The following is a 13,310-nucleotide window of genomic DNA, read 5'->3' as shown; positions in this document are numbered from 1 at the left end:
TAAACAATTTCTCAAAGTTTTGTAGTCAATTAAAAGTCATATTTAAAAATTATGAAAAGAATAATAAATATCATCATCGCTTTTGGACTCGCTTTAGGTTCGGTCTCTTGCGTGTCAAAACTGGCATACAAAGAACCCGAGCTTGAACTTCCCGAAACGTTCAAATATACTGCAACTGCAGATACAGCAAGCGTAGCGAATTTGGAATGGAGACAGTTTTTCAGCGATCCGATCCTGCAAAATTTAATCGAAAAAGGAATTAAAAACAATTACGATTTACAGATTGCTTTAAAACAGGTTGCTTCTTCACAGGAAAAACTGAAACAGGCAAAATACCTTCAATATCCTGATGTTGGTTTCGGAGTTTCAGCACAGATTTCAAAACCTTCAAAAAACAGCATGAACGGACAGAGCTTGAATCTATTTTTAGGAAAAAGCTATGTTGAAGATTATAATGCAGCTTTCAATCTTTCCTGGGAAGCCGATATTTGGGGGAAAATTAAAAATCAGCAGGAAGTTTCAAAGATGCAGTATCTGCAAACTTATGAGGCTACAAAAGCAATTCAGACACAGGTTGTTGCAGCGATTGCTCAGGGATATTATAATTTATTGATGCTTGATAAACAATTACAGATTGCAAAATCAAACTTAGAACTAAGCACCAATACCCTTTCTCTTACAGAAAAATTGTGGCAAAGCGGTGATACAACTTCTTTGGGAGTTCAGCAAGCTACAGCTCAAAAGCAATCGACTGAACTTTTGATTACTCAATTGGAACAAAATATCGCAATTCAGGAAAATGCATTGAGTATTTTGGTGGGTGAAAATCCAAATAAAGTTGACAGAACAATTGAAATGTCCGACACTTCTTTACCACAGGATATTTCTGCGGGACTTCCTGCGGCAATGGTAAGTCGTCGTCCGGATGTTCGTCAGCAGGAATTGGTTTTGTTGGAATCTAATTCAATAGTGGGAATTGCTCAGGCAAATATGTATCCTTCATTGAAGATTACAGCAAACGGAGGAGTAAATTCATTTAAAATTGATAACTGGTTCCAGATTCCGGCTTCATTATTCGGTTCTGTTTTGGGTGGATTGACTCAGCCTATTTTCCAGAAAAGACAATTGAAAACAGATCTAAATGTTGCTAAAATCCAAAGAGAGAAAAACGTTTTGGCTTTCCGTCAATCTGTTTTGAATGCTGTGGGCGAAGTTTCTGATGCATTGGTTTCTAATGAAAGTTTAAAAGTTCAGGAACAAAAAGCAACAGAACAGGTAACAACCTTAAAAAATGGAATCAAAAGCGCCGAAATGCTTTATAAAGGCGGAATGGCAAATTACTTAGAAGTGATTACAGCTCAGGGAAATTCTTTACAGGCTGAACTGAATCTTGCATCTGTAAAAAGACAGAGATTAAGCAGTATTGTAGATCTATACCGAGCTTTAGGTGGCGGTTGGAAGTAGTAAATTTAATTATATTGTTAATGGAATGCGGTCTTTCGGGATCGCATTTTTTGTTTTAAATTTATTACTTGCTGTCATTCTGAATGTAATAAAGTGAAGTGAAGAATCTATAAACCATGATGAGATTCTTCCTTCGTCAGAATGACAAAAATGCTGTAAAAATTATCCACAAAGTTTGTCATTCAGAGCGAAACGCAGTGGAGCGTAGAATCTAAGCTATATTTGTAGATATTTATTTTTTTGCCATACTCTTGGCGAGATTCCTACGGAATGACAAAGGGTGCGTAATATTTTACTTTTGAAATTGCTCATCAATATACCCAATCAACCCATCAAAATCCTCCTGAGAATATCCCAACTGCAAATAATGAATATCCCCCGCTTTTCGATACCACGTCAATTGTCGTTTTGCGTATCTTCTGCTGTTTTTTTTGATTTCAGAAACGGCAAAATCCAAATCCCATTCTCCATCAAAATATTTGAAAAGTTCAGCATAACCAACCGTATTCAAAGCCGTTAAATGTTTAAATTTTTCTAAACCTTTTGCTTCATCCAACAAACCTTTCTCCATCATTATATCCACTCTCCTATTGATTCGGTCATACAATTCTTCTCTTGGAGCTTCAATTCCGATTCGGATCACGTTAAAATCTCTGGAATCTTGTGAAACAGCAATTAATTCAGAATATTTTTTATTGGTCTGCCAAATAACATCAATGGCACGTAAAAGCCTTCTGTGGTTATGAAAATCTACTACAGCAAAATATTCCGGATCGAGTTCTTTCAACATTTCCTGAAGTTTTCCAATTCCTTCATTATCCAGAATTTCCTGTAATTTCTTCTGATTTTCATCATTGGCTTCCGGCAGATCATTCAAACCCTCAATCACCGCTTTTTCATACATCATGCTTCCGCCGACCAAAATGACGGTTCCATATTTTTTAAAAAGTTCAGTGAGTTTTTTTAATGCATCCTCCTCATATTGTCCGATAGAATAATACTCTTCGACCGAAAGATTTCCTATAAAATGATGATTTGCTTCTGCCAATTCTTCCTGCGACGGTGAAGCGGTTCCGATTTTCATTTCATTAAAAAACTGGCGCGAATCACAGGAAACAATTTCCGTATTGAAATGTTTCGCCAAATCAATTGCCAATCTCGTTTTTCCAATTCCGGTGGGTCCTACAACAGAAATCAAATTTTTCTTTTTCACAGCGCTAATTTACGAAAATTGATTTTTTATTTTTTTAACCGCAAAAGTCACAAAAGACTTTCTTTAATTTTAGATATTTAAAAGTTCAAAAAAGCAGAACGTAAACTTTTTGCCCTTTTGAAAACTAAATATTTTCAAGTGTTTCTTTTGTGACTTTTGCGGTTAAAATTGAATATATTGAGAACACATACACTTAAATGTTTATCTTTGTACGACAATAAAAAACTATGATTTTATCAATGACAGGCTTTGGTAGAGCCGAAGGTCTTTTCGAAGGAAAAAAAATTACTATAGATATTAAATCATTGAACAGTAAAAGCTTTGATTTAAATATCAAAATTCCTTTGAGGTATAAAGAAAAAGAATTTGAAATCAGAAAAATTCTTAATGATAGAATAATTCGTGGAAAAGTAGACTGCTACATCAATATAGAAAATCTTGAGGAGACGAACGACGTAAAAATCAATAAAGCTTTGATCGATTCTTATATGAATCAACTTCGTGAAGTCGCTGCAGACGGACCCGATTTCGAATATCTGAAAATGGCAGTAAGACTTCCTGATGCCATTACATCAAGACCGGACGAAATCTGCGAAGGCGAATGGGAAACTTTGGCAGGTATCGTTCAAAATGCCGTTGACCGCTTTATGGAGTTCAGAACAACGGAAGGTAAAATTTTACATGAGGAATTAGAAAGAAATATTCAGAATATTGATAAAAACCTTTCTGAGGTAATTCCATATGAAGAGGAAAGAATTAATAGTGTAAAAGAGCGTTATCAAAAAACTTTAAAAGAATTTGAAAATGTTGATGAAACACGTTTCTATCAGGAAATGGCTTATTTCACGGAAAAATTGGATATTTCCGAGGAAAAAGTAAGACTTTCTCAGCATTTGAAATATTATAAAGAAGTAATGGATAATGAAGATTTCAATGGGAAAAAACTAGGTTTTATTTCTCAGGAAATCGGTCGTGAAATCAATACATTAGGTTCAAAAGCCAATCATGCAGAAATCCAGAAACTGGTAGTCATGATGAAAGATGATTTGGAAAAAATTAAAGAACAGACGTTAAACGTATTATAATTTAGTTGATGGAATTTAGTTGATAGTTGTTGGAATTTTTTTTTAACTATCAACCGAAAACTATTAACCAACAACAATATGAATAAAGTTATCATATTTTCAGCGCCGTCCGGAAGCGGGAAAACTACATTAGTAAAGCATTCTCTGGAAGTATTTAATGAACTTCAGTTTTCAATTTCGTGTACAACGAGACAGCCGAGAGGAAGTGAAGTTCATGCTGTGGATTATCATTTTTTGAGTCCTGATGAATTCAGACAAAAAATTTCGGAAGATGCTTTTGTAGAATTTGAAGAAGTGTATACTGATAAATATTACGGTACTTTAAAATCTGAAGTTGAAAAGATCTGGAACCAGGGAAAAGTAGTAATTTTCGATGTTGATGTAAAAGGCGGAATTTCCTTAAAGAAATATTTTGGAGAAAAAGCTTTGTCAATTTTCATCGAACCGCCTTCCATTGAAGAATTGGAACGAAGATTGATTTCAAGAAACACAGATGATGCAGAAACTATCAAAACCCGTGTAGAAAAGGCAGAAGAAGAAATGTCTTATGCGAAAGAATTTGATAAAATCGTGATTAATTCCGATTTGGATATTGCAAAAAAAGAAATAGAAAGTTTAATAAAAAAATTTATAGAAAGAAACTAGAAGTTAGGGATTAGAAGTTAGTAAAAAATGCGGATTAATTCTGGAGAAAATCTAACTTCTAGTTTCTAAAATCTAACTTCTATAATCAAAAACATTGAGGTGGATATGAGTACCGAAACATTAGAAAAAGCTAAATCTGCGATTCCTGTTAGGGGATTTTTAGATATAAAAGATATAGCGATTCCTCAAGGAGAAGAGCTTGTAAAGGCAATTCTTAAATTGAAAGAAGAGAAAAATGCGGTTATTTTAGCGCATTATTACCAACCTGGAGAAATTCAGGATATTGCTGATTTTCTGGGAGATTCTCTGCAATTGGCGAGACAGGCAAAAGATACCAATGCAGACATGATCGTATTCTGCGGAGTACATTTCATGGCAGAGGCAGCAAAAATCCTTAACCCAACAAAAAAAGTTGTTCTTCCTGATACGATGGCAGGATGTTCTTTGGCAGACGGTTGTTCAGGAGAAGGGTTGAGAAAAATGCGTGAACAGCATCCGAATGCTTTGATTGCAACCTACATCAACTGTAATGCTGAAACCAAAGCAGAAAGTGATATTATCGTAACCAGTTCAAACGCTGAAACGGTAATTGAAGCTCTTCCGAAAGACAGACCGATTATTTTCGCTCCGGATAAAAATTTAGGAAGATATTTATCTCAAAAAACAGGTCGTGATATGATTCTTTGGGATGGAAGCTGTATCGTTCACGAAGCATTTTCAATGGAGAGAATTGCAAAACAATTGGCAGAAAATCCTGATGCAAAACTGATCGCACACCCTGAAAGTGAAGAATCTGTACTGAAACTGGCTCACTTTATCGGTTCAACTTCTGCTCTATTGAATTATGTGGAGCAAGATGATTGTCAGAGATTTATCATCGCAACAGAGGAAGGAATTCTTCACGAAATGAGAAAGCGTGCTCCTCATAAAGAATTGATTCCGGCTTTGGTTTTTGACGAAAGCTGTAATTGTTCAGAATGTTTCTACATGAAGCGTAATACAATGGAAAAATTGTACTTATGTATGAAATATGAACTTCCAGAGATTCTTATCGACGAAGATCTTCGTTTAAGAGCTTTGAAACCCATTGAGGCAATGCTTGATCTTTCAAAAAGCATAAAATAAATGAAAAGCACTGTAAAAACAGTGCTTTTGTTTTTCTTAATTTCGTTAAAATATTTATTCTTATTGGATCTGTTCAAAACAATCCATACTTACCAGTACACACATTCTGCAATGTTCAGGCAATGCCCAATATGATGCACATGAAGCTGTAAATCCTTCTCCATCACCAAAAGTAGCATTTACAGGACATCCATTACAATTTTTGGCAGCTCCGTTTACTTGCTGAAGATCTTCTCTGTTTAATTTCTTTAGATTTTTCATAGTATTTTAATTTATTTGGTTAACATTTTAAAAGTAACAAATTAATTTAATTAATTCACTACTAATTGATAAATAATATTTTATGTTAAATCCCTTACAATCAAATCATGGTTTTTGAATAATTGGCTTCCTATTTCAAAATAATTTGTACATTTGTCATCATTACAATGAATTTTTTAAGAAACATATCTGATATTTCTGCTCCGAAGTTTTCTATTTCGGACGTATCTTTTGTTTCTTCTACATCAACTACCACTACCCCATAAGGGGTAAATTTTCACATATTATTTCAGGGCATTATACTCTTTTTTTAAGAGTGAAATTTCAATTTATAATCTCAAAATAATTAATTATGAAAGTTTTAAAATTTGGTGGAACATCAGTTGCCAATGCACAGAATATTCTTCTGGCAGAAAATATCATAAAAAAAGAATCTCAAAAAAACAGAATTATTGTCGTTGTTTCTGCACTACAAGGAGTAACAGACAGTTTAATTCAAGCTGCAGAATCCGCTTCTGACAAAAATGAATCTTATCTACAAATCATAAAAAATCTTGAACAGAAACATTTAAATCTGGTAAAAGAACTTATCCCCATTTTAGGCCAAAGTTCGTGGTTAAGCTTTATCAAAAAACATTTCAACGATATAGAAGATATCTGCAGCGGAATATTTGTTTTGGGTGAATTTACACCGAAGATTAAAGACAGAATTACTTCTTACGGAGAATTTTTATCATCCAATATTATCAATGCAAGATTACAGTTTGAAAGTTTAGATTCTGTGTGGATAAATTCTGCAGACTATATAAAAACTGACAGTAATTTCACCAATGCAAAAGTAGATGCTGAAACTACGGAAGAAAATCTCAAAAAATATCTGATAGAAAATAAAAATCAGATCGTTGTAGCTCCGGGGTTTATTGCTCAAGACGAAAAAGGAAATGCAACAACTTTGGGAAGAGGAGGTTCAGATTTCACGGCATCTATTATCGCATCTGCACTGAATGTTGATGAGCTTCAAATCTGGACAGATGTAAGCGGTATGATGACGGCAGATCCAAGAATTGTTCACAACGCAAAACCAATTTCTGAAATTTCTTATCATGAAGCCATGGAACTTTCTCATTTTGGCGCAAAAGTTTTGTATCCACCAACAATCCAGCCTGTAATGATTAAAAATATTAATCTGCGAATTAAAAATACATTTGATCCTGAAGTTTCCGGAACTTTGATTAGTCACAATTTTGAAAAAAAAGATTCGGAAAACCAACAGATCGCAATTGGGATTTCAAATATGAATAACATGGCTCTTTTAACACTGGAAGGCAGCGGAATGATCGGAATTCCCGGAGTTTCTGCGAAATTATTTCAATCGTTGAGCCTTGAAAAAATAAATATCGTTCTGATTACTCAAAGTTCTTCGGAACATTCTATCACAATTGCTATTAACGAAAAAGATATTTTTAATGCAAAAAATGCTATCGATTCTGCTTTCGAAGATGATTTAAAGCTAAAAAAAGTTGAACCTGTAAAAATTGAATCGAATCTTGCCATCGTTGCATTAGTCGGTGAAAACATGAAAAGCAGAAGCGGCGTAAGCGCCAAGATGTTTGGCTGTCTGGGAAATAACGGAATCAATATCAGAGCAATTGCACAAGGTTCTTCGGAGAAAAATATCAGCATTGTTATTTCAGAAAAGGATATTAAAAAAGCTGTTAATATACTTCATGAAGAATTTTTTGAATCAGAAATAAAACAGGTTCACCTTTACATCTGCGGAACAGGAAACGTAGGGAATAAGCTTATTCAGCAGATTTATGATCAAAATGAATATCTTAAAGAAAATCTTTTAATCAATTTAAGAATTGCGGGACTTTCCAACAGTCGAAAAATGCTTTTCTCTGAAAAAGGAATTTCAGAAAATCAGTTTATTGATTTTAAACAAAACGGAGAAGAAGCATCCGCCGAAAAATTTGCGCAGGAAATTATTTCCAGAAACTTAAGAAACTCCATCTTTGTTGACGTAACTGCAAGTTCTGAAATTCCGAATATGTATGAAAAACTATTGAAAAAGAGTGTGAATATTGTCGCCTGTAATAAAATTGCCGCCTCTTCGGATTTTGAAAAATATAAAACATTAAAATCAACTGCCCGAAATCACAGCTGTAAATTTTTCTTTGAAACTAATGTCGGAGCGGGACTTCCCATCATCGGAACAATTAATGACTTAATAAGAAGTGGTGATAAAATCACATCTATTCAGGCGGTTTTAAGCGGAACACTCAACTTTGTCTTTAATAATTATGACGGAGGTAAAATATTTTCCGAAGTTGTAGCTCAGGCTCAAAAAGAAGGTTATACCGAACCTGATCCGAGACTTGATTTAGCAGGAACAGATGTTGCCAGAAAGATTTTGATTTTAGCAAGAGAAGCAGGTTATCAGCTTGAATTTGAAGAAATTGAAAACGAAAGCTTTCTTCCTGAAGAATGTATGCAGGGAAATGTGGAAAACTTTTACAAAATGCTCACAAAATATGAAGATCACTTTAAAAATTTATTTACTGAAGCCAAAAATCAAGATAAAATTTTAAAATATGTGGCTGAATTTAAGGATGGTAAAGCAAAAGTCGGTTTGCAGCATATTGCCCAAAACAGTGATTTGTATCATCTTTACGGCAAAGACAATATCGTCATTTTAAAAACATTACGGTATTCTGAACAGCCGTTGGTTGTAAAAGGAGCCGGCGCAGGAGCTGAAGTTACAGCCAGTGGAATTTTCTCAGATATTGTACGTTCAGTGTAAAAAATCAATAGTATGAAAAAAGTAAAATTAAGAGTTCCTGCAACTGTTGCCAATTTGGTTTGTGGATTCGATATCTTGGGAACGGCAATTCATGAGCCTTACGATGAAATGGAAGTCAACATATTAGACAATCCTGAAATTATCATTAAACATACAGACAATTTCGGATTGCCGGAAGAGCCTTCTAATAATGTTGCAGGAGTTGTTTTAATGAAAATTCAGGAGCATTTAAATCTTAAAAATGGTTTTGAAATCATCATTAATAAAAAAATAAAACCGGGAAGCGGGCTTGGTTCCAGCGCTGCAAGTGCAGCCGGAGCTGCTGTTGGAGCCAACGTATTATTAGGAAATATTTTAACCAAAGAAGAATTAGTACATTTTGCTATGTTTGGAGAAGAATTGGCTTCCGGAGTGCGACATGCGGACAATGTTGCGCCTTGCATTTTTGGCGGAATAACTTTAGTGAAATCATCAAATCCGGTTGATATTATTCCGTTGAATTCACCTGATTTATTTGTTACTGCAGTTCATCCGCAAGTTGAAGTAAAAACTTCTGATGCAAGACAGATTTTAAAGAAAAATATTCTGCTGAAAGATGCTATACAACAATGGGGAAATATTGCGGGATTGGTTGCAGGAATTCAGAAGAATGATTTTGGGTTGATTGGCAGAAGTTTGCATGACGTAATTATTGAACCTGTGAGAAGTATTTTAATTCCGAAATTTGATGAGATAAAACAGAAAAGTTTGGAAATTGGAGCTTTAGGCGGGGGAATTTCAGGTTCCGGACCTTCAATTTTTATGCTATCTGAAAAAGAAGAAATTTCACAAAAAATCGCTAAAATGATGAAATCTGTTTATGATGAAATTGGTATTGAAAGTTTTGTATATGTTTCAAAAATAAATCCTTATGGGATTCAAATTATTGATTAATCAAAAAAACATAAACAGATGAAGTATTATAATTTAAAAGATAAAAACGAAATTGTAGATTTTAAAACGGCTACAATAAAAGGACAGGGCAATGAAAAAGGGTTATTTTATCCTGAATATATTCCACAATTTGACAAGGAATTTATTGAAAATTTACACAAACTTTCTGATGAAGAAATTGCTTTTCAGTGTATGAAAGATTTTGTTGGAAATGAAATTCCCGAAGATGTTTTAAGGCAAATTGTTTCAGAAACCATCAGTTTTAAAATTCCTTTGAAAAAAATTAATGATGCCATCTATTCATTAGAACTTTTTCATGGACCGACGTTGGCCTTCAAAGATATCGGAGCGAGATTTATGAGCCGATGCCTTTCTTATTTTTTGAAAAATGAGAATAGAAAAGTTACCGTTTTAGTTGCCACTTCAGGCGATACGGGAGGCGCCGTTGCTCATGGTTTTTATAAGTTTCTCAACATTGATGTAGTGATTCTTTACCCCAAAAACAGAGTAAGTAATGTTCAGGAAAAACAGCTTACAGCTCTTGGGGAAAATATTTCTGCACTGGAAGTTGACGGCAGTTTTGATGATTGTCAAAGTTTGGTAAAACAGGCATTTTCGGATGAAGAAATTAATACAAACTTATTTTTAACATCTGCCAATTCCATTAATGTTGCAAGATGGCTACCTCAGCAGATTTATTATTTATTGGTCTTAAAACAATGGCAGAAAACAGAAAATGAAGATCCCGTGATTTGTGTTCCGAGTGGTAATTTCGGGAATATTTGTGCCGGACTTCTGGCTCATTTCAGAGGACTTCCGGCTGAACACTTTATTGCAGCATGTAATGAAAATGACGCTGTTCCCAATTATCTAAAAACACAAAAATTAGAGTCAAAAGAAACTATCACAACCCTTTCTAATGCTATGGATGTAGGAAATCCAAGTAATTTTGTGAGAATTTTAGAGCTTTTTGATCATCAGTTTGATAATCTTAAAAATAAAATTTCAGGATATTCTATTGACGATGAGATAACGTTAAAAACAATAAAAAAAGTTTATGAAAAATACAATTATCTGCTTGAACCTCACAGTGCCGTTGCATACACAGCTCTGGAACAGTATTTGAAAGATTATCCGGGTAAAAAAGGTTTTATTTTGGGAACTGCACATCCCGTAAAGTTTCCTGATGCTGTGGAAAAGGCAGCACATATTAAAATTAATCTTCCTGAATCATTGGAAGATTTAATGAATAAGGAGAAAAAAAGTATCGAAATACAACCGGATTTTGCAGAATTAAAACGATTTTTGCTTAATAAAAATTAGAAAAAATGAGCAAGATTTATCTTGAAGACGTAAAAATATATGCCTATCACGGGGTTTTACCAGAAGAAAACATCATTGGTACTTATTATATCTTAAATATAGAACTTCATACAGATTTGTGGAAAGCTGCAGAATCAGATGACTTGAATGACACAATAAGTTATGCAGATATTAATGAGATCATTCATAATGAAATGAAAATCAAGTCGAAATTGCTTGAACACGTTGCCGGAAGAATCATTACTAAGATTCAGGAAAAATTCTCGGAAATTTCTTATATTAAATTAAAAATAACAAAAACCGCTCCTCCAATGAAAGGCGAAATGAAAGGCGCAAGCATAGAACTGGAAAAAAGTTTTAAACCTGAAAATTAAATTATTTCTTAATTTCATTAAAAAAAAATCACAAAAATTGAAATCGATTAAAATCTTATTTTTATTAGCATTCGTGAATGTTTTCGGACAAAATAATTCTGAAAATCAACTGGCAGCTTACAATTTTCCAAAGGTAAAATCCAGCATTACAATGCCGGTGACAATTCCACTTTCGGAGATCAGCAATATGATTAATGCTTCGGTAAAAGAACTTATTTATCAGGATGATTCTTATACAGACAACAATAATGACCAGTTTAAAGTAAAAGTCTGGAAAACAAGACCTATCAGACTTGTCGGGGGAACCAATCAAAATCTTTTAATTGAAGTTCCGTTAAAAATATGGGCAGAAAAAGGTATCGGAACACTTGGAGTTTACAGTTATCAAAACACGACTTTTGAAACGGTGATGTCATTTAATACTGCTTTAAATTTTAAAAATAACTGGACAATCACTACCAATACTCAGCCGAATGGTTTCAGATGGGTAACAAAACCAGTGTTGGATTATGGCAGAATTCAAATTCCGATCACTCCTTTGGTTGAAAAAAGCTTGATAGAACAACAGCAAAAATTCTGTAAAACCATCGATCAGCAAATGGCAACACAACTCAATTTCCAGCAATATGCAGTGATGGCCTGGAATGTTTTTTCACAACCATTCAATATCTCGGAAGAATACAATACGTGGCTGAAAGTAACCCCGATGAATGTGAATATTACCCCTTTGAAATTCTATGCAAATCAAATTAATACCAATTTGGGAATTGATGTATATTCTGAAACTTTTACAGGCAGCAAACCTGCAGCTTCGGAACTTGTAAAATCGGCATCAAGTTTTAATTTCATTCCTGTTTTAGGAGATAAATTTCTGCTTCAGACCACAGCAAATGTTCCGTTCACGGAAGCTACAAATATTGCGAGAACGATGTTTTTAAATAAAGAATATGATGTAAGAGGTTCTTCTGTAAAAATTAAAGATATAAAAGTATATGGCGTTGAAGACAGAATAATGATTGAAGCCGAAACTGAAGGTTATGTGAATGGTAAAGCTTTTATTTCCGGAATTCCGGTTTATGATGAAACGAAAAAGAAAATTGTTCTTTCGAATACAAAATTCAATTTAAAAACTTCAAATTTTCTTCAGAAGACCGCCACTCTCCTATTTAAAGGGAAAATTGTGAAGATGATTGAGGATGAATACGGAATTCCTACGCAGGATCTTGAAAACATTTCTAAGAAAAGCATAGAAGAAGCCTTCAATAAAGAATATTATAAAGGATTAAAAATGAATGGGAAAGTTTTTAATTTAAAACCCAGTAAGATCCTTTTAAATCCTTACGGAATTACAGCTGTTATCGATACTAATGCAACTTTAAAACTAATATTAAACGGAATTTAAATTGATTAAACTATAAACATGAGAAACTATTTAAAAATTGTTGATAAACACAGAGCATCAACAGGGTCGAGATTTGCAAATTCATTTTTAGACGGAATTTTTTTACAGATTACCTTCTATATCTTCGTTTTTATTTTCGGGTTAGCTTATGCCATTATTGTGGGAGAGCCTCTTGATGCAAATACAATTGAAGACGATACTAAAGTTAATTTTTCTTTTATGCTTGTATATTTTCTTTTTTATTTTGGGTATTTTATTTTAATGGAATATTATTTAGGAAAAACACTTGGCAAATATATTACCGGAACTTCAGTAATCAGTATTGATGGTAATAAACCTACAATCGGACAAATAATAGGTCGTACCTTTTCAAGATTAGTTCCTTTTGATGCCTTTTCTTTTTTAGGTGAAAACGGGTGGCATGACAGTTGGAGTGATACCCGGGTAATTAATACAAAAAATTATCAGTCTGAAAAACAGACAAAAAGCGAAATTGACACACTCGGAAACAAAGAATTTGCTTAAAAAATTTGTTTGAACAGGACTTTTTACTATATTTGCACACCTCAAAAATGGTAAAAACGGTGCTTTGGCCGAGCGGCTAGGCAGTGGTCTGCAACACCATCTACAGCGGTTCGAATCCGCTAGGCACCTCCAAAAACCTCTGATCTTCGATTGGAGG

The 13,310-nt window shown here is 33.9% G+C and carries 12 protein-coding genes and 1 tRNA gene; 11 read left to right on the top strand and 2 right to left on the bottom strand.

Features of this window, described 5'->3' with window-relative positions; genetic code table 11:
• Positions 1–51: 51 nt before the first annotated feature.
• The gene (locus tag ABD745_RS01770; RefSeq protein WP_344824256.1) at positions 52–1,464 is read left to right on the top strand and encodes an efflux transporter outer membrane subunit; all 1,413 of its coding nucleotides are present in this window, start codon (positions 52–54) and stop codon (positions 1,462–1,464) included.
• Between the two features lie 292 nt (positions 1,465–1,756).
• Here the strand turns inward: ABD745_RS01770 and miaA are convergent, their stop codons facing one another.
• Positions 1,757–2,677: a tRNA (adenosine(37)-N6)-dimethylallyltransferase MiaA gene (miaA, locus tag ABD745_RS01765; protein ID WP_344824253.1), complete on the bottom strand. Its 921-nt coding sequence runs from the start codon at positions 2,675–2,677 to the stop codon at positions 1,757–1,759.
• A 227-nt stretch (positions 2,678–2,904) separates the two neighbouring features.
• Between miaA and ABD745_RS01760 the strand changes: the two genes are divergently transcribed.
• From ABD745_RS01760 to nadA, 3 genes are all read left to right on the top strand, one after another.
• Positions 2,905–3,762: a YicC/YloC family endoribonuclease gene (locus ABD745_RS01760; protein WP_344824250.1), complete on the top strand. Its 858-nt coding sequence runs from the start codon at positions 2,905–2,907 to the stop codon at positions 3,760–3,762.
• 78 nt (positions 3,763–3,840) lie between these two features.
• Entirely contained in the window at positions 3,841–4,407 is a 567-nt protein-coding gene (gmk, locus tag ABD745_RS01755; RefSeq protein ID WP_344824245.1) for a guanylate kinase, read from the top strand.
• Between the two features lie 105 nt (positions 4,408–4,512).
• A complete protein-coding gene (gene nadA / locus ABD745_RS01750) occupies positions 4,513–5,532 on the top strand; it encodes a quinolinate synthase NadA (RefSeq protein WP_344824242.1) in 1,020 nt (339 codons plus the stop codon).
• 60 nt (positions 5,533–5,592) lie between these two features.
• Here the strand turns inward: nadA and ABD745_RS01745 are convergent, their stop codons facing one another.
• The gene (locus tag ABD745_RS01745) at positions 5,593–5,793 is read right to left on the bottom strand and encodes a bacteriocin-like protein (RefSeq protein WP_344824240.1); all 201 of its coding nucleotides are present in this window, start codon (positions 5,791–5,793) and stop codon (positions 5,593–5,595) included.
• A 352-nt stretch (positions 5,794–6,145) separates the two neighbouring features.
• On the opposite strand from ABD745_RS01745, the gene thrA reads away from it, so the two are divergent.
• The 7 genes from thrA (at position 6,146) to ABD745_RS01710 (ending at position 13,285) form a co-directional block, all read left to right on the top strand.
• Positions 6,146–8,596, top strand: coding sequence for a bifunctional aspartate kinase/homoserine dehydrogenase I (gene thrA, locus ABD745_RS01740; RefSeq protein WP_344824238.1), 2,451 nt, complete (start codon positions 6,146–6,148; stop codon positions 8,594–8,596).
• Positions 8,597–8,608: 12 nt separating this feature from the next.
• Positions 8,609–9,529, top strand: a complete 921-nt coding sequence (locus ABD745_RS01735) for a homoserine kinase (protein ID WP_344824235.1) — start codon at positions 8,609–8,611, stop codon at positions 9,527–9,529.
• Between the two features lie 18 nt (positions 9,530–9,547).
• Entirely contained in the window at positions 9,548–10,852 is a 1,305-nt protein-coding gene (gene thrC, locus ABD745_RS01730) for a threonine synthase (RefSeq protein ID WP_344824232.1), read from the top strand.
• Positions 10,853–10,857: 5 nt separating this feature from the next.
• Complete coding sequence (gene folB, locus ABD745_RS01725; protein ID WP_047399510.1) at positions 10,858–11,226, top strand: dihydroneopterin aldolase; 369 nt, start codon at positions 10,858–10,860, stop codon at positions 11,224–11,226.
• 37 nt (positions 11,227–11,263) lie between these two features.
• Positions 11,264–12,628, top strand: a complete 1,365-nt coding sequence (locus ABD745_RS01720) for a DUF4403 family protein (RefSeq protein ID WP_344824227.1) — start codon at positions 11,264–11,266, stop codon at positions 12,626–12,628.
• Between the two features lie 18 nt (positions 12,629–12,646).
• Positions 12,647–13,153 (top strand): RDD family protein, encoded by a 507-nt coding sequence (locus tag ABD745_RS01715; RefSeq protein WP_344824224.1) that lies wholly within the window; start codon positions 12,647–12,649, stop codon positions 13,151–13,153.
• A 58-nt stretch (positions 13,154–13,211) separates the two neighbouring features.
• Positions 13,212–13,285 (top strand) — tRNA-Cys (locus tag ABD745_RS01710).
• Positions 13,286–13,310 lie beyond the last annotated feature (25 nt).

Source organism: Chryseobacterium ginsenosidimutans, from assembly GCF_039536845.1.
Taxonomy (GTDB): Bacteria; Bacteroidota; Bacteroidia; order Flavobacteriales; family Weeksellaceae; genus Chryseobacterium; species Chryseobacterium ginsenosidimutans_B.
The sequence above is the reverse complement of the archived record's forward strand: the minus strand, read 5'-3'. Positions and strand labels throughout refer to the sequence as shown.

Coding starts and splice junctions, on each gene's coding strand:
- folB (WP_047399510.1), top strand. CDS start 10,858: ATGAGCAAGATTTATCTTGAAGACGTAAAAATATATGCCTATCACGGG.
- thrC (WP_344824232.1), top strand. CDS start 9,548: ATGAAGTATTATAATTTAAAAGATAAAAACGAAATTGTAGATTTTAAA.
- ABD745_RS01760 (WP_344824250.1), top strand. CDS start 2,905: ATGATTTTATCAATGACAGGCTTTGGTAGAGCCGAAGGTCTTTTCGAA.
- nadA (WP_344824242.1), top strand. CDS start 4,513: ATGAGTACCGAAACATTAGAAAAAGCTAAATCTGCGATTCCTGTTAGG.
- gmk (WP_344824245.1), top strand. CDS start 3,841: ATGAATAAAGTTATCATATTTTCAGCGCCGTCCGGAAGCGGGAAAACT.
- ABD745_RS01715 (WP_344824224.1), top strand. CDS start 12,647: ATGAGAAACTATTTAAAAATTGTTGATAAACACAGAGCATCAACAGGG.
- ABD745_RS01745 (WP_344824240.1), bottom strand. CDS start 5,793: ATGAAAAATCTAAAGAAATTAAACAGAGAAGATCTTCAGCAAGTAAAC.
- ABD745_RS01735 (WP_344824235.1), top strand. CDS start 8,609: ATGAAAAAAGTAAAATTAAGAGTTCCTGCAACTGTTGCCAATTTGGTT.
- thrA (WP_344824238.1), top strand. CDS start 6,146: ATGAAAGTTTTAAAATTTGGTGGAACATCAGTTGCCAATGCACAGAAT.
- ABD745_RS01770 (WP_344824256.1), top strand. CDS start 52: ATGAAAAGAATAATAAATATCATCATCGCTTTTGGACTCGCTTTAGGT.